Origin of the sequence: Devosia polycyclovorans (genome assembly GCF_042181575.1) — a bacterium.
Lineage (GTDB): Bacteria > Pseudomonadota > Alphaproteobacteria > Rhizobiales > Devosiaceae > Devosia > Devosia polycyclovorans.
Map to the genome: position 1 here is coordinate 724,366 of NZ_CP170082.1, position 18,867 is coordinate 743,232.

General features: G+C 62.7%; 23 protein-coding genes. 13 read left to right on the forward strand and 10 right to left on the reverse strand.

Annotated features, from left to right (window positions below):
• Window positions 1–903 carry a polyprenyl synthetase family protein gene (locus ACE4RL_RS03670; protein WP_375599176.1) on the reverse strand — a complete coding sequence of 301 codons (903 nt, stop codon included), beginning with the start codon at window positions 901–903 and terminating at the stop codon, window positions 1–3.
• 86 nt (window positions 904–989) lie between these two features.
• On the opposite strand from ACE4RL_RS03670, the gene ACE4RL_RS03675 reads away from it, so the two are divergent.
• The 3 genes from ACE4RL_RS03675 to fumC all read left to right on the forward strand — a co-directional run bounded on the left by ACE4RL_RS03675 (window position 990) and on the right by fumC (window position 3,560).
• Window positions 990–1,700, forward strand: coding sequence for a biosynthetic peptidoglycan transglycosylase (locus ACE4RL_RS03675; RefSeq protein WP_375600231.1), 711 nt, complete (start codon window positions 990–992; stop codon window positions 1,698–1,700).
• Between the two features lie 152 nt (window positions 1,701–1,852).
• Window positions 1,853–2,032: a 50S ribosomal protein L32 gene (gene rpmF / locus ACE4RL_RS03680; RefSeq protein WP_375599177.1), complete on the forward strand. Its 180-nt coding sequence runs from the start codon at window positions 1,853–1,855 to the stop codon at window positions 2,030–2,032.
• A 127-nt stretch (window positions 2,033–2,159) separates the two neighbouring features.
• A complete protein-coding gene (gene fumC, locus ACE4RL_RS03685; protein ID WP_375599178.1) occupies window positions 2,160–3,560 on the forward strand; it encodes a class II fumarate hydratase in 1,401 nt (466 codons plus the stop codon).
• A gap of 61 nt (window positions 3,561–3,621) precedes the next feature.
• Here fumC and ACE4RL_RS03690 read toward each other — a convergent pair whose 3' ends face one another.
• From ACE4RL_RS03690 to ACE4RL_RS03700, 3 genes are all read right to left on the reverse strand, one after another.
• A complete protein-coding gene (locus tag ACE4RL_RS03690; RefSeq protein WP_375599179.1) occupies window positions 3,622–4,212 on the reverse strand; it encodes a DUF1989 domain-containing protein in 591 nt (196 codons plus the stop codon).
• On the reverse strand, window positions 4,212–4,913 hold the full coding sequence (gene gntA, locus ACE4RL_RS03695; RefSeq protein WP_375599180.1) for a guanitoxin biosynthesis heme-dependent pre-guanitoxin N-hydroxylase GntA: 702 nt from the start codon (window positions 4,911–4,913) through the stop codon (window positions 4,212–4,214). Before gntA ends, ACE4RL_RS03690 begins: the two co-directional genes overlap by 1 nt.
• Window positions 4,914–5,018: 105 nt before the next feature.
• Window positions 5,019–5,501 (reverse strand): VOC family protein, encoded by a 483-nt coding sequence (locus tag ACE4RL_RS03700; protein WP_375599181.1) that lies wholly within the window; start codon window positions 5,499–5,501, stop codon window positions 5,019–5,021.
• A gap of 163 nt (window positions 5,502–5,664) precedes the next feature.
• Between ACE4RL_RS03700 and ACE4RL_RS03705 the strand changes: the two genes are divergently transcribed.
• Window positions 5,665–6,117: a hypothetical protein gene (locus ACE4RL_RS03705; protein ID WP_375599182.1), complete on the forward strand. Its 453-nt coding sequence runs from the start codon at window positions 5,665–5,667 to the stop codon at window positions 6,115–6,117.
• Between the two features lie 9 nt (window positions 6,118–6,126).
• On the opposite strand, the gene ACE4RL_RS03710 is transcribed toward ACE4RL_RS03705, so the two are convergent.
• Window positions 6,127–6,399, reverse strand: a complete 273-nt coding sequence (locus ACE4RL_RS03710; protein WP_375599183.1) for a hypothetical protein — start codon at window positions 6,397–6,399, stop codon at window positions 6,127–6,129.
• A 192-nt stretch (window positions 6,400–6,591) separates the two neighbouring features.
• The gene (gloB, locus tag ACE4RL_RS03715) at window positions 6,592–7,359 is read right to left on the reverse strand and encodes a hydroxyacylglutathione hydrolase (protein WP_375599184.1); all 768 of its coding nucleotides are present in this window, start codon (window positions 7,357–7,359) and stop codon (window positions 6,592–6,594) included.
• Window positions 7,360–7,403: 44 nt separating this feature from the next.
• Between gloB and ACE4RL_RS03720 the strand changes: the two genes are divergently transcribed.
• The gene (locus ACE4RL_RS03720; RefSeq protein ID WP_375599185.1) at window positions 7,404–8,195 is read left to right on the forward strand and encodes a methyltransferase domain-containing protein; all 792 of its coding nucleotides are present in this window, start codon (window positions 7,404–7,406) and stop codon (window positions 8,193–8,195) included.
• Window positions 8,196–8,214: 19 nt separating this feature from the next.
• Here ACE4RL_RS03720 and ACE4RL_RS03725 read toward each other — a convergent pair whose 3' ends face one another.
• On the reverse strand, window positions 8,215–8,877 hold the full coding sequence (locus tag ACE4RL_RS03725; RefSeq protein WP_375599186.1) for a TlpA disulfide reductase family protein: 663 nt from the start codon (window positions 8,875–8,877) through the stop codon (window positions 8,215–8,217).
• A gap of 22 nt (window positions 8,878–8,899) precedes the next feature.
• Here ACE4RL_RS03725 and argH point away from each other — a divergent pair, with 22 nt between their 5' ends.
• The 3 genes from argH (at window position 8,900) to lysA (ending at window position 12,497) form a co-directional block, all read left to right on the forward strand.
• Window positions 8,900–10,348: an argininosuccinate lyase gene (argH, locus tag ACE4RL_RS03730; protein ID WP_375600232.1), complete on the forward strand. Its 1,449-nt coding sequence runs from the start codon at window positions 8,900–8,902 to the stop codon at window positions 10,346–10,348.
• Window positions 10,349–10,398: 50 nt separating this feature from the next.
• Window positions 10,399–11,118 carry a gamma-glutamylcyclotransferase gene (locus tag ACE4RL_RS03735; protein ID WP_375599187.1) on the forward strand — a complete coding sequence of 240 codons (720 nt, stop codon included), beginning with the start codon at window positions 10,399–10,401 and terminating at the stop codon, window positions 11,116–11,118.
• A gap of 122 nt (window positions 11,119–11,240) precedes the next feature.
• A complete protein-coding gene (gene lysA / locus ACE4RL_RS03740; protein WP_375599188.1) occupies window positions 11,241–12,497 on the forward strand; it encodes a diaminopimelate decarboxylase in 1,257 nt (418 codons plus the stop codon).
• 38 nt (window positions 12,498–12,535) lie between these two features.
• On the opposite strand, the gene ACE4RL_RS03745 is transcribed toward lysA, so the two are convergent.
• Window positions 12,536–12,943 carry a response regulator gene (locus ACE4RL_RS03745; protein WP_375599189.1) on the reverse strand — a complete coding sequence of 136 codons (408 nt, stop codon included), beginning with the start codon at window positions 12,941–12,943 and terminating at the stop codon, window positions 12,536–12,538.
• A gap of 10 nt (window positions 12,944–12,953) precedes the next feature.
• Complete coding sequence (locus tag ACE4RL_RS03750) at window positions 12,954–13,904, reverse strand: DUF3426 domain-containing protein (protein WP_375599190.1); 951 nt, start codon at window positions 13,902–13,904, stop codon at window positions 12,954–12,956.
• Window positions 13,905–14,190: 286 nt separating this feature from the next.
• Here ACE4RL_RS03750 and ftsE point away from each other — a divergent pair, with 286 nt between their 5' ends.
• The 4 genes from ftsE (at window position 14,191) to ACE4RL_RS03770 (ending at window position 17,110) form a co-directional block, all read left to right on the forward strand.
• Window positions 14,191–14,853 (forward strand): cell division ATP-binding protein FtsE, encoded by a 663-nt coding sequence (gene ftsE / locus ACE4RL_RS03755; protein ID WP_375599191.1) that lies wholly within the window; start codon window positions 14,191–14,193, stop codon window positions 14,851–14,853.
• A complete protein-coding gene (locus tag ACE4RL_RS03760) occupies window positions 14,846–15,775 on the forward strand; it encodes a cell division protein FtsX (protein WP_375599192.1) in 930 nt (309 codons plus the stop codon). Before ftsE ends, ACE4RL_RS03760 begins: the two co-directional genes overlap by 8 nt.
• Window positions 15,776–15,842: 67 nt before the next feature.
• Window positions 15,843–16,655 carry a lysophospholipid acyltransferase family protein gene (locus tag ACE4RL_RS03765; RefSeq protein ID WP_375599193.1) on the forward strand — a complete coding sequence of 271 codons (813 nt, stop codon included), beginning with the start codon at window positions 15,843–15,845 and terminating at the stop codon, window positions 16,653–16,655.
• 119 nt (window positions 16,656–16,774) lie between these two features.
• The gene (locus ACE4RL_RS03770) at window positions 16,775–17,110 is read left to right on the forward strand and encodes a hypothetical protein (protein WP_375599194.1); all 336 of its coding nucleotides are present in this window, start codon (window positions 16,775–16,777) and stop codon (window positions 17,108–17,110) included.
• Here the strand turns inward: ACE4RL_RS03770 and ACE4RL_RS03775 are convergent.
• On the reverse strand, window positions 17,098–17,682 hold the full coding sequence (locus ACE4RL_RS03775) for a gamma-glutamylcyclotransferase (protein WP_375599195.1): 585 nt from the start codon (window positions 17,680–17,682) through the stop codon (window positions 17,098–17,100). The genes ACE4RL_RS03770 and ACE4RL_RS03775 overlap by 13 nt on opposite strands.
• Window positions 17,683–17,833: 151 nt before the next feature.
• On the opposite strand from ACE4RL_RS03775, the gene ACE4RL_RS03780 reads away from it, so the two are divergent.
• Window positions 17,834–18,805 (forward strand): DUF2125 domain-containing protein, encoded by a 972-nt coding sequence (locus tag ACE4RL_RS03780; RefSeq protein WP_375599196.1) that lies wholly within the window; start codon window positions 17,834–17,836, stop codon window positions 18,803–18,805.
• The last annotated feature ends 62 nt before the right edge of the window (window positions 18,806–18,867 follow it).

Below are 18,867 nucleotides of genomic sequence, written 5' to 3' on the forward strand. Positions count from 1 at the left end.
CTAGTTCTCCCGGCTGGCAAAATAGCGGGCGGTGGTGCGCAGCCCGTCCGCCCGGGGTCCAAACGTTCGAAGCGCGGAAATGGCTTCATTGACGGTTTCGGCGAGCATGGCGCGCGCGCCATCCAGGCCCAGCCGGGCCACCACGGTCTGCTTGCCGAGCGCCGCATCCTTGCCGGTGGCCTTGCCCATGGCCTCGGGGGTCGCGGTCACATCGAGAATATCGTCGGCCAGTTGGAAGGCCCGTCCGGCCGCTTCGGCATAGGCGGTCAGGGCCGAGAGCGCCCTGGGGTCGGCACCCCCCAGAATGGCGCCCATGCGCACCGCGGCGCGGATCAGGGCTCCGGTCTTCATTGATTGCATGGTGGCGATATCGGTCTCGCTGAAGCCACCCTGCTCCCCTTCGATATCGCGCATCTGGCCACCCACCATGCCGCCCACGCCGCTGCCCGCGGCAAGTTCTGCCACCAGCCGGATCCTCACCTCGGGCTCGGCGTGGCAGGCCGGTTCGGCAAGGACCGCAAAGGCATGGGTCAACAAAGCGTCTCCGGCCAGGATAGCGGTGGCCTCGTCATAGGCCTTGTGCACTGTGGGGCGGCCGCGCCGTAGATCATCGTCGTCCATGGCCGGCAAATCGTCATGGATCAGCGAATAGCAATGGATCATTTCGACCGCCATGCCGGCCAGAAGGCTCTTTTCGCGCGGCACGGAGAAAATGGCGGCAGCCTGTCGCAACAATAGCGGGCGCAGGCGTTTGCCGCCTTCCAGGCTGCCATGGCGCATGGCCAGAATGACCCGATCAGCCGCCGGTCCGGGGCCGGAAAGCCGCGCGCCGGAAAGAAAATCTGACAGCCCGGCTTCGATGGCCCGGGCACAATCGGCGCTGTCGGCGGCAAAGTCATACATGGTGCTGTTGCTAGCGGTTTGGATCAGGGGCGGCAAGGGGGTGAAAGGGCTTGGCCAGCAAGGTCTTGATCGCTACACACGCCAGCATGGCCCGGCCCAAGAAGACCATCTGGCACTATCTCCGCATACCGCTCGGCATCCTTGCTGTGCTGATTGCCATTCCCCTGGTTCTGACGCCGCTGTATTTGGTGGTCCAGCCGGTTTCGGTGCCCATGTTGACACGCCTGCTCACCGGCCAGCCGGTCACGCGGGAATGGCGCGATATCGATGACCTGTCCGATCGCCTCAAGGCTTCGGTGATCCTCTCCGAAGATGGGCAGTTCTGCCGTCACTGGGGCGTCGATGTGGCGGCTTTGCGCATCGAGGTCGACAATTATCTGGCCGGTCGGGAGGCCCGTGGCGCCTCGACGCTGACCATGCAGGTGGCGCGCAATCTGTTTCTGTGGAACCAGCAGAGCGCCATCCGCAAGGCGCTCGAAGTGCCCCTGGCTTTCTATATCGACCTGATCCTGCCCAAACAGCGGATCATGGAAATCTATCTCAACATTGCCGAGTGGGGACCCGAGGGCGAATTTGGCGCCGCCGCCGGGTCGCTGCGGGCCTTTGGACGCGAACCGCAAAATCTCGACTGGCAGACGGCGAGCCTTCTGGCCGTCACCCTGCCCAACCCGATCCTGCGCAATCCGGCCCGGCCCAATGCCGGTCTCATGCGCCTTGCCGGCATTGTCGAGAACCGGGCCCGCCAATATGGCGAGCGCGCGGCCTGTGTCGGCAAGGACGGACGGCTGGCGCTATGATGGTTGCAAGACTCGGTTTTGTGGGCGCTTTGCGGTGCAAATCCCTCTAGCCAAGCCGCGCATTCTGCTCTATAGACCCCACCAATCCTGACAGAGAGACCTCTCTGGGCCGCTTCCGGCGGCACAATGAATTTGAATTCGGAGTACCGACCATGGCTGTGCCAAAACGCAAGACCTCGCCGATGAAGCGCGGTTTCCGCCGTTCGCACGACGCGATTGCCAACCCGTCCTATGTCGAAGACAAGGATTCGGGCGAACTGCGTCGTCCGCATCACGTGGATCTCAAGAGCGGCATGTATCGCGGCCGTCAGATCCTCGCGGCAAAGAAGTAAGCCGAAAGGCGAGCAAGCGCTGATGCGCGTTTTCTGATATTTCGACGGCCGGCCCCCACAAAGGGTCGGCCGTTTTGTTTTTTTCTGCCGCAACAGGACGCGGCCAAACCGGGAGCCAGGGGCAAGCATGAGCACGCGCGTTGAATCGGATACCATGGGCCAGATCGAGGTTCCGAGTGACAAATATTATGGCGCGCAGACCGCCCGAAGCCTCCAGAACTTCGATATCGGCGGGGAAAAGATGCCCACCGAAATCGTCACTGCATTCGGCATCCTGAAGAAAGCCGCCGCGCTGGCCAATCACAAGCTGGGGCTGATGGATGAGGCCACCCGCGACCTGGTTGTTGCCGCGGCCGATGAAGTGATTTCGGGCAAGCTGGCCGATCATTTCCCGCTGGTGGTGTGGCAGACCGGCTCGGGCACCCAGTCCAACATGAATGTCAACGAGGTCATCTCCAACCGCGCCATTGAAATGGCCGGCGGCACCATGGGTTCGAAAAAACCCGTGCACCCCAATGACCATGTCAATATGAGCCAATCGTCCAACGACACCTATCCCACCGCCATGCATATTGCGGCGGTCGAGGCGGTCGAAGGCTATCTCTATGAGCGCGTGCTGCTGCTGCGCGATACGCTCAACGCCAAGTCCGAGGAATATATGGACGTGGTCAAGATTGGCCGCACCCATCTCCAGGATGCGACGCCGCTGACCCTGGGCCAGGAAATTTCGGGCTGGGTGGCGCAGATCGATTATGCGCTCGCCGCCATCAAGGCGACCATGCCGCAGTTGAAGGAACTGGCGCTGGGCGGCACCGCCGTCGGCACGGGCCTTAACGCGCACCCCGACTATGCCGTGACCGTGGCCGAGGAAATCGCCACGCTGACCGGACGGGATTTTGTCACCGGCCCCAACAAGTTCGCACTGCTGGCCGGGCACGATGCCTTTGTCAGCGCTTCAGGCGCGCTCAAGCAACTCGCAGCCGCCTTCATGAAGATCGCCAATGATGTGCGCTGGCTGGCCTCCGGTCCGCGTTCGGGGCTGGGCGAGATCACCATTCCGGAAAATGAGCCGGGATCCTCCATCATGCCGGGCAAGGTCAACCCGACCCAATCGGAAGCCATGACCATGGTCGTGGCCCAGGTGATGGGCAATGATGCGGCCATCGGTTTTGCCGCCAGCCAGGGTAATTTCGAGCTCAACGTGTTCAAGCCCGTCATCGCCTACAACTTCCTGCAGTCGGTGCGCCTCCTGGCCGACGCCGCCAAGTCGTTCAACGACAATTGCGCCGTTGGCATTGCCCCGGACAACAAGCGGATCAAGCAGTTGGTTGACCAGTCACTGATGCTGGTGACTGCGCTCAACCGCAAGATCGGCTACGATAACGCTGCCAAGATCGCCAAGACCGCGCATCGCAATGGCACGACGCTGAAGGAAGAAGCCATCAATCTGGGGCTGCTGACGGCCGAGGAATTCGACGCCGAAGTCAAACCCGAGCAGATGGTCGGGCCACTCAAGCTCAAGGGCTGATCACTCCCTTTTTCGCAGCAGCGCACCCGCAAGGCCGTCCATGGTCGGTGCGGGTGCGCGTTCAGGCTTCTTCGATGCGGTAGTGGATGGGCTTGAAGCTGCCCCCATTGCTCGCCGGGGCGGAACAGGCGGTCAGCCCGATCACGAGGTTCATCCTGGCCCGGAAGCGAATATAGTCGCCCGCCTTGCTGAGCGGGGGCAGCACTTTGAAACGCCCCGTTTCGCCATCCACCGGCACATTCATGAAGCAGTTGAACGCCACAGGGATCGCATCCTCGTCGATGCCCCAAGGCTCCAGCGCGTGATGGAGATTGCCGTGACAGCCCTGATGGGGCGGCTCGTCATCATAGCAGAGCCGGAAGGTTGCTTCGCTACAGGGGGTGAGGAGAAAGTCATGCCGGCCCACCGTGTCTTCGATGATGTCGAGCATCACGTTGGAGCGGTTGGAGTAAAGGCTGTGCCCGGTGGTCAGATAGACCGTCTCGGCATAGTCGAGGGTCCTGCCCGAGGAAATCATTTCGCGCGTATCGGCCAGTGAGATCGCCAGCAGGTCCGCAACCTGGCCACCCATGGGATCGATTACGCTCAGCACCTGGCCGGCAGCCAGCTCGAACGCTCTGCCCGAGCGCGGCGGGATGACGTGTTCGGGCATCAGTGGCGTTCCTTTGCAGCCAGGGGATCGACGGCCGCCGGCTTTGCCGCGCCGCGATGATAGGGACACTGCCAGTCATTCGATACCGCCCGCCCGCTATACTGGCGGGCCTCTGACGTCGAGCCGTGGCGAGCCAGCATCGGATTGAGGCTGCCAGCCAGCTCCATGTCGCGTTCCAGGATCGCGCTGCGCAGTTTTTCGTACCGTTGCTGCTCGCGCAGGGTCTCGAATTGATCGTGCAGGTTGAAGACCATGGTGGGATAGGCAAAGCGTCGCGCCGGGCGGCTGGCGCGCGGGTGCAGGCCGACGACAAAGAACGCCTCATTGCCGAAGCTCAGCGAAAAATGCGGATCATCAGGGTCGGTGCTGACGCGGGGGTCGGGAGGCTGGCCTCGCCAACTGTCCTTTTCCGTCAGGGACTGCACTCTTTGCCAGAGGCAGCTTTCAAACTCGGCCTCATTGAGGTCGAGCGGCCCTTCGAAGATCACGGCATAGCTGGTGAACAGGGTGGGCTGCTGCTTGTAGGCCCAGGCAAAATGCATGAGCTGGTCCTGAATCTCGAGGTCGTTCCAAGCGCTGTCGATGCTGCGGGCAACAAAGGTCTTCAACTGCCCTTTTCCCAGCGCCGACTTGGCGCCGACGCAGGGAAAATCCGGGCCGGAGATGAATTCAGCGAGGGCAGAGCTGGGATCGGGGCGCATGACTGACTTGAGTGCTGATAAACCTGCCAATCAAGCGCTGAAGCAGCCTGCTGTTCCATCACAATCGCCTTGGCCCCGGGTTCACCCCCGCCCGCCGGGGCGCCGTCATTCGCCGCGCACCGCCGCTTCAATCCTGGCGACATCGAGCTTCTTCATCTCCATCATGGCATCGAAGGCCCGCTTGGCCGTCTCGCCGCCCTGAGCCATTGCCTGGGACAAAGCGCGAGGGGTGATTTGCCAGCTTATGCCCCATTTGTCCTTGCACCAGCCGCACATGCTTTCCTCGCCGCCATTGCCGACAATGGCGTTCCAGTAACGGTCGGTTTCCTCCTGGTCCTCGGTGGTGATCTGCATGGAGAATGCCTCCGTGTGCTTGAAGGCCGGGCCACCATTGAGCCCGAGGCAGGGGATGCCCATCACAGTGAATTCAACCGTGAGCACGGCTCCAGCCTTGGTCGAGGGGTTGTCGCTCGGTGCGCGATGAACCCCGGTCACCCGGGTATCGGGAAAGGTGGCTGCATAGAAATTGGCCGCCTCTTCGGCGCCGGTGTCATACCAAATGCAGACGGTGTTCTTGGCGTTGGACATGGGTCGATCCTCCTGTTGCGTGTTCGCCGGATCGGCAGAACTCGGCAGTACGACGATTAACACTGGGTCCATTAGACAGGGCGCGACGTTCTTTGAGAATGGCAGCGTCTTTTGTTGCTCAAAATCCTCTGGCATGGTGCGTGGGCCGAACCGGAGAGCACCCATGAGCGAAACCGTCGTCCTGCCAACCCAGCGCGGCCAGCGGCCACGCAACAATGGCTTCGTCATCCCGCTGCTGGTGCTGCCCTTTTTGATCTACAATGTCGTTGTGTTCCTCCTGTTTGGCGGGAATCCGACCAATTGGGGCGCCGGCCTGTTTTCCATACCCATGCCGTCGGGCATGCCCTGGGCGATCAGCGCAGGGGACTTCCTGCTGGTGATCGGGATCATTCTGTTGTTTTTCGAGGTGCTCAAGTCCACCAATACGGCGCGCTCCTCGATCATCGAGCACATGCTCTCGATGGTGGTGTTTGTTGCCTTCCTCGTCGAGTTCCTGCTGGTCGGCGCGGCTTCGAGCTCAGTCTTTTTCCTGCTTATGGTGATGAGCCTGATCGACGTGGTGGCCGGCTTTACCGTCTCCATCACCAGCGCCAGCCGCGATGTCTCGATGAACTAGGCCAGCCTTTCAGGCGACAACGGTCTTGCGATAGCCCTGCGGCATGCGGCGCTGGGCCAGCCTTGCGGTTTGCCCATAGGCACCCACGGCGCCTTCCGGCGTACCGATGCGGCGGGCGCGCTGGACCGGCATATGCGCACGTGCGGCAATGAGCTGGCTGACAAAGGCGGCCGTGGAAGAGCTGCGCGCCAGCGAGGGACGCGGACCGGATGGCGCCTGTGCCACCGGCAGGCCGGAGGAGACTGTGTCGCTTTGTGCCAGTTCGGACATCGTCTGTACCATTTCGGGCCGCCCTGTGCCGGAATGGCACAGACCTTGCGGCGCTGTACCCCCAAAGGGGCAAGCGCCATGCCAGATGGTAACAGTCTGTTAACGAAATTCGATCCGCAATTGTGATCGGTGCACAGCCTAGTGGGTACAAAGAGGGCCGCTCGTGATGAGCGGCCTTGCAGCTTGGTCGCGTGAAATCAGGGTTCAGAAATTGTCCTTGCCCTTGCGAATAGCTGCAAAAACCTCGGCCGGATCGGCACCCTCAAGGCCATAGTGTTTCGCCAGTTCCGGGGTATCGGCGCGCAGGAAGGGGTTGGCCTTCTTGTCCTCGCCCAGATTGAACGGAATGGTGGGTCGGCCGGCAGCGCGCAGGCTCTCCACCTCGGCCGCGCGGGCCTTGAGGGTTTCATTGTCCGGGTCGATCGAGAGGGCAAATTTGGCGTTGGACTGCGTATATTCGTGCCCGCAATAGACCAGCGTCTCATCCGGCAGTTCGCGCAGGCGCTTCAGGCCTTCCCACATGGGGCCCGGCGCGCCCTCGAACATGCGGCCCACGCCGAGCGAAAAGAGGGCGTCGGCAGAGAACAGATGTCCGCCCTCCTTTTCGTAAAAGACGATATGCCCCAGCGTGTGGCCGGGTGTGGCCATCACCGCAAAGCGGGTTTCCCCCAACTCCAGCCTATCGCCATCGCCCAACAGCTCGTCGAGTCCCTCGATCTTGTCGGCTTCGTCGCGTGGGCCAACCACGCGGGTGCCAAACGCAGACTTGAGTTCGGCAATCGCCTCGACATGGTCGATGTGGTGGTGGGTGATGAAGATGTCGGTCAGGGTCCAGCCGCGCTGGTCGAGCGCTTCACGAATGGGGCCGGCCTCCGGGGCATCGATGGCGGCCGTCCGGCCAGAGGCCTGATCGTGCACCAGATAGCCGAAATTGTCGCTGCGGGCGGCGAATACGTCCACGATCAGGCCCATATCCTGTCTCCTTGAATTTGCAATCTGTCCGCAAGCTAGGGACCGTGGGCAGCAATGACAATGCCGCATTGGACAAGTTCACGGCGCTTTGGCAAGGTCGCGCCATGACCAGCGATGTCGTCCGTCTCATCGATTATTACAAATCCCCGCTCGGGCGCCTGTCACGGGCGCTGGTGCGCGAACACGTCATGGAACTGGCGGGCGATGTGCGGGGCCGGCGCATTCTGGGTCTGGGCTTTGCCACGCCCTATCTGCGGTTTACCCTCAATCGGGCCGAGCGGGTGTTGGCCTTCATGCCCGAGCGCCAGGGCGCTTCGGCCTGGCCGCGCGAAGGTCCCTCGCACACCGTGCTCTGCGACCCCTTGGAGATGCCGTTGACCGACGCGGCCATCGATCTCACCGTCGCCATCCACGCGCTTGAACATGTGGCCGATGCCGAAGAGCTGATGCGCGAACTTTGGCGCATCACCGCTCCCAATGGCCATTTGCTGCTGGTGGTGCCGCGGCGCAGGGGTATCTGGGCGCAGCGCGACAACACGCCGTTTGGCCAGGGCAATCCTTATTCGGGCGGCCAGCTCGACAAGCTGTTGCGCGACCATAGTTTCGTGCCGGAGGCTTGGCGCGACGCGCTTTTCCTTCCGCCGTTCCAGTCCCGCATCGTGCTTAGATATCCGCGCTTTTTCGAGCGCTTCGGGCGCATGCTGGGTCCCGCCATGAGCGGGGTCATCTGTATCCGCGCCCGGAAGGAAGCGTTTCCTGCCGTGCCCCGCCGCAAGCGGGCCGCGCGCTATGTGCGCGTTCCGGGCATGAGTACGGCCACGGCACGCAGCGGGTAGGGGTTGATCGCGGCCAGGCCTATCCTCTCAAACCGATCAAGGCTTCGACTACCGCCTTGCCATCGTCGCTGTGCCACTCTGCCGGTCCCTGCAGCACCGCAAGTTCACAGCCCTCCGGATCAAGTAGCAGGGTTGCCGGCAGGCCGATGGCCACCGCCTCGCGCTTGAGGCGTTCAAAAGCGGCAAATGTATTGTCGGCATAAAGCGGCAGGTTTTCGAACTGCCCTTCATCGAGAAAGTCCTGCGCTTTTTCCAGCCCGCTCTCGCCGATATCGAGATTGATCGGCAGGACCATGAACCGGTCCGAATTATATTGGGTGGCAATGGCGTCGAGCGCCGGCATCTCCTCGCGGCACGGCACGCACCAGCTCGCCCAGAAATTGACCAGCAGGGCCTTGCCGGCAAAATCGGCGACGCTCATCTGCCTGCCCGCCGCATCACGGAACCCCATATCGGCATAGCCGCGTCCGTCACCGGTGCCATTGAGCGCGGCCAGTTCGCCCACGGCCGCCGCGTCGATGATCTGCGCCTGCGCCTGCTGCGCTGGGCATTCATTGGCCGTCCCGGCATTGCCCAGCATCAGCCATGCCGCTATAGACCCAGCAACAACGATCACCCCCACCGCCACGGGCAGTGCCCAGGAAAGCGCGGATCGGGGGCCATTTGAGCGGGTATTTTCCATGGTGTCTCCGTCGGACAAGGCTCTGAGCAACAAGATGTGGGGCGGCCGCTTCGCCGAAGCGCCCGATGCCATCATGGAGGAAATCAACGCCTCCATCGGCTTCGACCAGCGTCTCTACCGCCAGGATATTGCCGGATCGAAGGCCCATGCCACAATGCTTGCCGCGACGGGCATTCTGACGCAGATCGATCGCGACGCTATCCTTGCCGGTCTAGACGAGGTGCTCGGCGAAATCGAGGGCGGCAGTTTCAAATTCTCGCGGGCGCTCGAAGACATCCATATGAATGTTGAAAGCCGGTTGCGCGAAAAGATCGGCGACGCTGCCGGGCGCCTCCACACCGCGCGTTCCCGCAACGACCAGGTGGCCACCGATTTCAAGCTCTATGTGCGCGACTATATCGACACCCTGATCGGCCAGATCAGAGGCCTGCAGCTGGCGCTCGTGACCCGCGCCGAGGAAGAAGCCGAGACCATCCTGCCCGGCTTCACCCATCTGCAGAACGCCCAGCCGGTGACCTTCGGCCACCATCTGCTCGCCTATGTCGAGATGCTGGGCCGCGATGCCGGCCGGCTTACCGATGCGCGCACCCGCCTCAACGAAAGTCCGCTCGGCTCGGCGGCCCTGGCCGGTACCCCCTATCCGATCGATCGCGACATGACCGCAGCTGCACTCGGCTTTGACCGGCCGACAGCCAACTCGCTCGATGCCGTCTCGGACCGTGACTTCATTCTTGAAACGCTGGCAGCCGCTTCCATTTGCGCCATGCATTTGAGCCGCTTTGCCGAGGAAATGGTGATCTGGTCTTCGGCCCAGTTCGGCTTCATCAAGCTTTCCGACAAGTTCACCACCGGCTCCTCGATCATGCCGCAAAAGCGCAATCCGGATGCCGCTGAGTTGGTGCGCGCCAAGATCGGGCGCATTCTGGGAGCGCTCAACTCCCTGCTCGTGGTCATGAAGGGCCTGCCACTGGCCTATTCCAAGGACATGCAGGAAGACAAGGAAGTCGCCTTCGACGCCCTCGACGCCCTTTCGCTGTCCCTCGCCGCCATGACCGGCATGGTCAGCGACATGCAGCCCAATCGCGACAGGATGCACGCCTCCGCCTCGGCCGGTTTCTCGACTGCCACCGATGTTGCCGACTGGCTGGTGCGCGAATTGAACATCCCCTTCCGCGATGCCCACCACATCACCGGGCAGGTCGTGTCGCTGGCCGAGCAGAAGGGCTGCGGGCTCGAAGGCCTCACCATCGAGGATTTCAAGCAGATCGATCACCGCATCGACAGCCGCATCCATAAGGTGCTGACCGTCGAGGCCTCTGTCGCCGCCCGCGCTTCCTATGGCGGCACGGCACCGGCCAATGTGTTGGCGCAAGCCGCACGCTGGAAGAGCGCCCTCACGGGCGAGACGCACGAGCCGCGTCCGCTCAAGACAAAAAAGCATAGCGGTCATGGTGACGGCGGTATTGCATAATCCTGCCGCCGCAATAGCCTTGTGGCGCCAGAAGTGATTTGGACGCCAAAATGTCTATGACACCGCGGCAGATGCGCCTCACGGCCCGTCATGTCGCCTATCTCCAGCCGGCCGAAACCGTGGAAGCCCTGCCGCCCCCGCCGCCGGGGCTGCGCGAGGCGACCCTCGATGATCACGCCGCCACCATTGCGCAACTCTTCGATGGCCCCGATCATCACGATGAAACCTGGGTCTTTGCCTACGGTTCGCTGATCTGGAAACCGGCCTGCGACTATGTCGAAATGCGCACCGGCCTGCTGCATGGCTGGCACCGCGCCTTTTGCCTGGGGTGGAACACCCGTTTTCGGGGCAGCGAAGACAATCCGGGCCTGATGCTGGCCCTGGACCGGGGCGGCGCCTGTAAGGGCGCGCTCTACCGCCTGCCACCCGACCGGCGCGATGAATGCCTGACCAAGCTCTTCGAGCGCGAAATGGGCTGGCTGCCCACCGCCTTCCCGCCACGCTGGGTCAAAGTGCGATCGGGCGAACGGAAAGTGCGGGCGCTTACCTTCTGCATCGATCGCAATTCCGGTCGCTATGTTTCCGGTCTCTCCGATGCCGAAATCGCCGACGTCCTGGCCAGGGCAACTGGCACGCGCGGCTCCATGGCCGAATATCTGCACGCCACGGTCGGTCATCTCGAGCAGATGGGCATCCACGACCCGCATCTCTGGCGGCTGCAGCATCTGGTCGCCGAACGGATAGAAGCCGCTTATGAGGCGGATCGATAAGACTGGCTTTCGTTTTCGTGCCACCTGCTCTAGAGGTGCCTCAAACAAAGGACAGTGCGACCGTTCCCCGTCATCTCCCATGACGGCATAATGGCCGCACCGACCCAGCGGGGCTTATTGTGGTGCATCATTTTCAACACCGGGACGGTGTCCTTTTTGCCGAGGACGTCAATCTCAACGATCTGGCTTCTCAAGTCGGCACGCCCTTCTATGTCTATTCCAGCGCCACATTGCGTCGGCATGTCCGCGTGGTGCGCGAGGCCTTCGAGGGACTGGACCTGCTCATGGCCTATGCCATGAAGGCCAATTCCAACCAGGCGGTCCTCAAGCTGATGGCGTCAGAAGGCTGCGGCGCCGATGTGGTCTCGCTGGGCGAACTGGAACGCGCCCTGGCTGCCGGCATCGCCCCGGCAAAGATCGTTTTCTCGGGTGTCGCCAAGACCGTTGCGGAAATGCGCCGCGGCCTTGAAGCGGGCATCAAATGCTTCAACCTTGAAAGCGAGCCCGAACTTGAACGTCTCTCCATGGTGGCCATGGATATGGGCGTCACGGCCCGCGTCTCTGTGCGCGTCAATCCTGACGTCGATGCGCGTACCCATGCCAAGATCTCGACCGGCAAGAGCGAGAACAAGTTCGGCATTCCGTTCAAGCGTGCCCGCGAAGTTTATGCTCGCATCGCCGCCCTGCCCAATGTCGAGGCCGTGGGTGTCGACATGCATATTGGCAGCCAGATCACCGATCTCGAACCCTTCGGCAATGCCTTTGGCTTGATGGCCGAACTCGTGGCGGCACTGCGCGCAGACGGTCACCACATTCATCACGTTGATATCGGCGGGGGCCTGGGCATTCCCTATAACCACGACCAGCAAGCCCCGCCGCATCCGGAGGCCTATGCCGCCGTAGTGCGCGACAAGATCGGGCAACTGGGCTGCTCGCTGGTCATCGAGCCGGGGCGCCTGCTGGTGGGCAATGCCGGCATCCTTGTCACCAAGGTCGAATATGTGAAGCAAGGCGAGGCCAATTTCATCATCGTGGATGCGGCGATGAACGACCTCATCCGCCCCACGCTCTACGAAGCCCATCATGATATCGAACTGGTCAACCAGTCCAATCTGCCCCCGATCACGGGCGACATTGTCGGGCCGGTTTGCGAAACCGGTGATTACCTCGCCAAGGGGCGCACCATGCCGGGCGTCAAGGAAGGCGACCTACTCGCCGTGATCAGCGCCGGTGCCTATGGCGCGGTCATGGCATCCACCTACAATTCCCGCCCGCTCATTCCCGAAGTGCTGGTTGATGGTAGCCGCTGGCATGTGATCCGGCCGCGCAGGTCGCTGGATGAATTGATCGCGCTCGACAGCGTACCGGACTGGGTTTAGCCCTCGCATAGCCGTCGGGTGAGGGGGGCTTTCAGCCCCTACTGCACGCCCCGCCGTGCCAGCGGCACCACTTCCACCGGCCGGCCGGAAAGCGCATCGTCCACCTTGGCGAGCAGGTCGACCAAGGTGAAGGGCTTTGCGATGACATCGTAGATCAGCGCGTCCAGACCGTGTGCCCGCTCGCGCTGATCGGCAAAGCCGGTCATCAGCACGATCGTGACATCGGGATATTGCGCGCCGACATGCAGAGCCAAAGCAATGCCGTCCATCACCGGCATCTTGATGTCTGACAGCAGCAGGTCGAACCGGCCGGCTTCAGCATCGATGGTTTCGGCGGCCAGCCCGCCATCGTCCTCGGCCACGACCTCGTGGCCCTTCAGAGTAAGGGCGCTGACAACAAAGGCGCGAACAGACGGGTCGTCTTCGGCAACGAGGATGCGAGCCATGGTTGCTCTCCTAGTGATGGCCGCTGTCAGCCGCTGCCGGAGCATGGGCCGCAGCTGCAGCCTCGCCATGGGCAGCGGCCGGGGCCGCATGGGATGGGGCAGGATCAGCCGCCGCCGGGTTGGATGGGGGTATTTGCGCTGGCTTTTCCGCCGGAGTGCCGCGCCCATGAGTCGCCCCTTGGCTGGCAAAGCTCAGGCGAACACGCACCGCCTCACTGGGCGGCAACGTGAGCCGGGTATCAAAGGTTGCGCGTTCCCCCGCCATCAGATCGCGCACCTGGGGCGAAACGCTCCATTCATAGACTGCACGGCCGGTTTCATCGAGCAGGCTCACCACCACCGGTGGTACTGCCACCGGGATCCGCGATTGCCCCACAATCTGCGCCGACACCGTCAGCACGTCATTGCCGCCTGAGAGGGTCTTGAGTGTCTCCAGCCCGGCAAAGTCCAGGCCCACGACATTGACCCCCAGGCCAACCGCTTCATAGAGCCCTGCAAGATCTGGGTAGCGCTCGACGATCGGCACCCGCAGAAAATAGGCGCCACCGATAATGCCAGCAAGCAGCACCACGCCGGCCACCCGGGCTCCACGACGCAGCCGGGCCAGCGGCAGGCGGGACGTCATGGCGTTCTGGCGGCGCGAGAAGTCCTGCTGCCGCTTCTTGAGCTCTGCCGCGTCGATCCCCTGCGGCAGGCCGGAGGCGGGCGGCGGATTTGCGGTTGCCCGCTTTCCGGCCATCGCGCTTTCCTCGGCACTCATGGCCTCGTCCAGTGCATCCTCTGCCATGGCATCGAACACGGCGTCGGCGTCCTGATCGGGCCGGGCCTTTGGCTCGTCGGGCATGGCGCCCTGCTTCCAGGCCTGGTGGCAATGCGCGCATTGCACCTTGCGACCAGCCGAGCCGATAGCCTCATAGGTCACCTGGTATTTGGTCTGGCAATGCGGGCAGGTGATGATCATCAGGCGGCGCAGGATCCCTCGGAGGTAGCTGACCCTATCCCCTTGCGAGTTAAAACTCCTCAAACCTGCGCCATGGACTGCACGGACCGCGTCTTTTGCGTCGCATCGGAGGTGTCCGAAAACCGCGTTGCACTTTTCGGTCCGATGCTTTGACCAAAATTGTGCCGCTTTCCCCCGCCCAATGAAGCGGGCATGCCGCGGGGAGGCGACCGCGCTGTTATGATGGCGCTACGCTGATTCGCTTTTGCACCAAACTTTCTGCCGCACGAGCTGGGGGCACCTCTTCTTGATCGAATTTTCCGATGTGGGCCTGCGCTATGGCAATGGCCCTGAAATTCTCAAAGACCTGACCTTCTCGATCGAGCCGGGCTCGTTTCATTTCCTCACCGGTCCGTCCGGCGCGGGCAAGACCAGCCTGCTGCGCCTGCTGCTGCTTTCCAACAAGCCTAGCCGCGGCAAGGTCACCATGTTCGGCGAAAATGTCGGCAATCTCGACCAGGACAGCCTGCTTCAGATGCGCCGTCATATCGGCATCGTCTTCCAGGAGTTTCGCCTGCTCGATCACCTGACCACCTTCGAAAACGTGGCGCTGCCGCTGCGCGTGCTGGGCCAGCCGGAAAGCGAATACCGCCCCAACGTCATCGAACTGCTCGAATGGGTGGGCCTGGGCGAGCGCATGCATGCCCTGCCGACCCTGCTCTCGGGTGGTGAAAAACAGCGTGCCGCCATCGCCCGGGCCGTCATCGCCCGCCCCAAAGTGCTGCTGGCCGACGAACCCACCGGCAATGTCGACCCTGATTTGTCGAGCCGCCTGGTGCACCTGTTCGCAGAATTGAACCGCACGCTGGGCACCACGATCATCCTGGCCACTCATGAACTGCCATTGCTCGACCGCTTCCCCTATCCGCGCATGGTGCTGAACAAGGGGGAGTTGACGATCCATGATTAGGCAATTGCTCAGCCTGCTGCCGCGCCGCGGTGGCGCAGCACCCATCGTGCCGGAGAAGAGCGTTGCCGGTCGAACACTGCTGCTGCTCGTGACCATCATGGCCTTTCTCTCTGCCGTGACCCTCGGGGGCGTGGTCCTGGTGCAGAAATCGGCCATCGCCTGGTCCGCCGATGTCGGTCGGGAACTGACGATCCAGCTCCGCCCGGTCGAGGGCGAGGTGATGGACAGCAATCTGCGCACCGCCGTATCCCTGGCCCAATCCACCCCTGGTGTTGCCAGCGCCAGGGCGCTTACCATCGAGGAGAGCCAGTCGCTGCTCGAGCCTTGGCTGGGCGCAGGCCTGGACCTGTCGGCCATTGCCATTCCGCGCCTCATCGTCGTGCAGCTCGCCGATCCGGCGGAGGCCGATGTCGAACAATTGCAGCGCAATCTTGCAGCGATCAATGGCGCCAGCCTAGATACTCATGCCGCCTGGCGGCAGCAACTCAACACCATGGCCGGCACGGTCGTGCTGTCAGGCCTCTTGGTCCTGGGACTGATCGGGGTTGCCACCGTGTTGGCGATCATCTTTGCCACCCGCGGCGCCATGGCCACCAATCGCGAGATTGTCGACGTGCTGCATTTCATTGGCGCCTCGAACAAGTTCATCGCCGGCGAGTTCCAGGGACGGTTCCTCTCCATCGGTCTGCAGGGCGGCTTCCTGGGTGCGCTGCTGGCCATCCTCTTTTTCCTCTTGATCGGCATGGCCGCTGGCAGCGTCCTGCCCAGCGAAGCGACTGCCCAGGTCGGTGTTTTGTTCGGCCGGTTCCTGTTGGGCTGGGACGGCATGAGCTTTGTTCTGGCCGTCGTGCCGGTGATCGCCGTTTTGACTGCCATTACGTCGCGCATGACGGTACGGCGCTATCTCAGTGAGGCCTCCTGACCCCGCGGCCTCGCCAAGGCGCTTTTGTAAGGCTATGACAGAACCAGCGGGCAAAGCGGGGGAGCATATGTCGATCAGGGCCGCGATTCAGGCGATCCGCACCACCATCTTCTATCTGGTGTATATCGGCCAGACGATCATTCTCGCCGTCATTGCCGGAACCATCGGCATTCTTTTCGGGCGCACCCGGTTCGGCTGGGCGATTGCCCGATACTGGTGCTGGTCCAATGTGGTGTACCTGCGCGTCCTGACCGGCATGGGCACCGAGGTCGAGGGCGAGGAGCACATTCCGCCCGGCGGCTGCATCATTGCCTCCAAGCACCAGTCCGACTGGGACATTTTTGCGATATTCCCGCATACCGGCCGGCCGGCCTACATCGCCAAGAAGGAGCTGATGCGCATCCCCTTCTTCGGCTGGGCCGCCCGCTCGCTGGACTGCATCGAAATCGACCGCCAGAAGGGTGCACAGGCCATTCCCGCAATGATCGCCCAGGCCCAGTCGGCCATCGATCGCGGTTGCCGTATCGTCATCTATCCCGAGGGCACGAGGCGGGCCGCTCTGGCACCGGCCGAATATCGCCAGGGTATCGTGCGCATGTACAGTGCCCTCAACGTGCCCGTTGTCCCAGTGGCGCTCAATGCGGGGCTGTTCTGGGGGCGCAATAGCCTGGTCATCTGGCCCGGCACGGCCAAGGCCCGCTTCCTGCCCCCCATCGAGCCCGGACTGGACGCCGAAACCTTCCGCAAACGCCTGCACGATGTCATCGAGACCGAGTCGGTCCGGCTGACCCTTGAGGCCATCGACCAAGGCATCGGTCGTCCCCCCGATGCCGAGCTGCGCGCTCGTGCCGCGACGCTCCGCACGGCACAAGACCGCTAGATGTTGACGGTTTTGGCGAACGAATACATTACATATAGTGTCGCGCTCATGGGGCGCTTGACGGTCGTTTCAATTTGTTCTAATTTTGTTCTTCTCCAGGGACGCGGAGGAACGGGAAAATGCGGCATCGGGGTGAAACGGCAGGCCAGCACCAGCCGGCGCTATCGCAGTGGGCGGGACTGTCCGGCCGCGCCTATGCCTTGAGCAGCGAACGTCTGGACAGCTTCGCCATGTCGGAGTCCCATCTCTATGTCATTGCCAAGGGCGGCCATGTCCTTTGGGTCGGATCGACCCAGGAACTGGTGGCTGATCCCATGAGCCGCCGCCGTTTCCGCCTGGCGCTCGATTGCGCGACCCATGTCTTCAGGCTGACTGCGCCGGAAGACCGCCTAGCGGCCATATGGGATCTTGAACAGGCCTTTCCCCAGCCCGAATCCGTTGCTCAGGCCGCCTGACCTGCACCGTTCCGGGCGAGCCCCTCATTCTCCAATTGCCGCGCCAAGCGCATCAAGGCGCGATCCGTGATGCCCAACTGCGCCAGATGGTGCGCGGTATTCAGCACATAATCGACATTGCGGCCCGATATCCCCACACCGGCGCGGATCATCGCCAGCTGTTCCTCGTGGCTCAATTGTCCAGCAAACTGTTCGTGGCTTTCATCGACCACATAGGTCAGCGCCCTGATGCGCCGGCCATCGGCCAGGGTGACGGGCCGCCACACATCGCGATAGACAGCGGTGACCAGTTCGCGCGCATCGAGATAGGCGCGCACTTCCGTCCAGGCATTGACTGACACTTCAAAGGCCATGCCCCGACATGACCCGCCGCGTGTCAGCCCGAACACCAGACCCGGCACATCCGGTGTGCCGCGATGATGATGGGAGATGATCGAGAGGGACCGGTGTGCGCCGCGCAGCAAGCCCAATTGCGCGCCGAGGAATGAGAAACCAGGGTTCCAGATCAGCGATCCATAGCCAAAAACCCAATGCGTCTTCTCTGACGCTTCGAAATCTCGTTCATTCGCCATAGCACAACCACTTTCCCCATTAGGCTACCGACCCCGTTCACACCGGGCAAGGACTTCCCAGGCCCGTCCAAGCAGACGGGGATATGCGGCGTCTGAAAAGCGCAATGCAAAGCCGCTTCTGACAATCGGGTAGCAAGGATATGTAGGGTCCATGAAAAAGCGAATCATCATCCTGGGCGGAGTGGTACTGCTCGTCGTATTGGGCTGGACCGGCGCCTGGTTCTTCATTGCGGGCCAGTTGCGCCAGCAGATCGAGCTGCAGGCGCTGGCCGATGGAGAGACAGGGCCTCAGCTTGTCTGTGGCGATCTGGCCGTCGGCGGCTTCCCCTTCCGCTTCGATGTCGAATGTACATCCGCATCGCTGGTTTCCGGCGACGTACTGGTCGAAATCCCCTATATGCGGGCCAGCGCCATGGCCTACCGGCCCACGCACCTGCTCGGTTCGGTCACTGGCCCGGTTGCCATTTCCGATGCCTTCACCGGCGCGCGGCAGCAGGTCAACTGGGCCGAGAGCGAAGCCAGCCTCAGGCTAGAAGACTGGCGCATTGCCCGGCTCTCCATCGTCGCTGACGGCGTGACCTGGACGGACCAGCTCTTCGGCGACACGCAGATCGCCCAGGCCGACCATATCGAAGCCCATCTGCTCGACATGCCCGAAATGCACGACCCCGAGGCCGGCCGCGCCGCCCTGGCTGGCTATTTGCGCGCCGAAGCGCTGTCAGCACCCGGCATCGACCTCACCGGCGCCAATGCCGAAATCGAACTGGAAGTGACCGCGCTGCCCGATGACATCCGCAATTGGGGTGCGGTGCCTGTCCTGCCCGACTGGCAGCAGGCCGGGGGCAAGTTGCGCGTGGTGGGCATTCGTGCCAGTGACGGCAGTGCCGATCTCAACGCCAGCGGTGAACTGGCGCTGGATGCCCAAGGCTATCCCACCGGCTCAGTCAGCATCGATTCTCTGGGCGTTGCCGAACGCATCGGGCCCTATCTCGATGAGCCCTGGCGCACCCTGGTGCTGGGCGTGCCGGGCGAAAACGGGCGGCACAACAACCAGCTCAACTTTGCCGGCGGGGCGCTGTCGTCCGGACTGGTGCCCATCGCGGCCCTGGCGCCCTTGTTCTGACAACGCCAGCCATTCAGGCATAGCCTTCATGGCCTCGAGCATTCAAATCTCCCCACCGGGGA

Bases quoted from the DNA above. Each gene is read 5' to 3' on its own strand.
- ACE4RL_RS03670 (WP_375599176.1), bottom strand. From the start codon at position 903: ATGTATGACTTTGCCGCCGACAGCGCCGATTGTGCCCGGGCCATCGAA.
- ACE4RL_RS03675 (WP_375600231.1), top strand. From the start codon at position 990: ATGGCCCGGCCCAAGAAGACCATCTGGCACTATCTCCGCATACCGCTC.
- rpmF (WP_375599177.1), top strand. From the start codon at position 1,853: ATGGCTGTGCCAAAACGCAAGACCTCGCCGATGAAGCGCGGTTTCCGC.
- fumC (WP_375599178.1), top strand. From the start codon at position 2,160: ATGAGCACGCGCGTTGAATCGGATACCATGGGCCAGATCGAGGTTCCG.
- ACE4RL_RS03690 (WP_375599179.1), bottom strand. From the start codon at position 4,212: ATGCCCGAACACGTCATCCCGCCGCGCTCGGGCAGAGCGTTCGAGCTG.
- gntA (WP_375599180.1), bottom strand. From the start codon at position 4,913: ATGCGCCCCGATCCCAGCTCTGCCCTCGCTGAATTCATCTCCGGCCCG.
- ACE4RL_RS03700 (WP_375599181.1), bottom strand. From the start codon at position 5,501: ATGTCCAACGCCAAGAACACCGTCTGCATTTGGTATGACACCGGCGCC.
- ACE4RL_RS03705 (WP_375599182.1), top strand. From the start codon at position 5,665: ATGAGCGAAACCGTCGTCCTGCCAACCCAGCGCGGCCAGCGGCCACGC.
- ACE4RL_RS03710 (WP_375599183.1), bottom strand. From the start codon at position 6,399: ATGGTACAGACGATGTCCGAACTGGCACAAAGCGACACAGTCTCCTCC.
- gloB (WP_375599184.1), bottom strand. From the start codon at position 7,359: ATGGGCCTGATCGTGGACGTATTCGCCGCCCGCAGCGACAATTTCGGC.
- ACE4RL_RS03725 (WP_375599186.1), bottom strand. From the start codon at position 8,877: ATGGAAAATACCCGCTCAAATGGCCCCCGATCCGCGCTTTCCTGGGCA.
- ACE4RL_RS03735 (WP_375599187.1), top strand. From the start codon at position 10,399: ATGTCTATGACACCGCGGCAGATGCGCCTCACGGCCCGTCATGTCGCC.
- ACE4RL_RS03745 (WP_375599189.1), bottom strand. From the start codon at position 12,943: ATGGCTCGCATCCTCGTTGCCGAAGACGACCCGTCTGTTCGCGCCTTT.
- ACE4RL_RS03750 (WP_375599190.1), bottom strand. From the start codon at position 13,904: ATGATCATCACCTGCCCGCATTGCCAGACCAAATACCAGGTGACCTAT.
- ACE4RL_RS03760 (WP_375599192.1), top strand. From the start codon at position 14,846: ATGATTAGGCAATTGCTCAGCCTGCTGCCGCGCCGCGGTGGCGCAGCA.
- ACE4RL_RS03765 (WP_375599193.1), top strand. From the start codon at position 15,843: ATGTCGATCAGGGCCGCGATTCAGGCGATCCGCACCACCATCTTCTAT.
- ACE4RL_RS03770 (WP_375599194.1), top strand. From the start codon at position 16,775: ATGCGGCATCGGGGTGAAACGGCAGGCCAGCACCAGCCGGCGCTATCG.
- ACE4RL_RS03775 (WP_375599195.1), bottom strand. From the start codon at position 17,682: ATGGCGAATGAACGAGATTTCGAAGCGTCAGAGAAGACGCATTGGGTT.
- ACE4RL_RS03780 (WP_375599196.1), top strand. From the start codon at position 17,834: ATGAAAAAGCGAATCATCATCCTGGGCGGAGTGGTACTGCTCGTCGTA.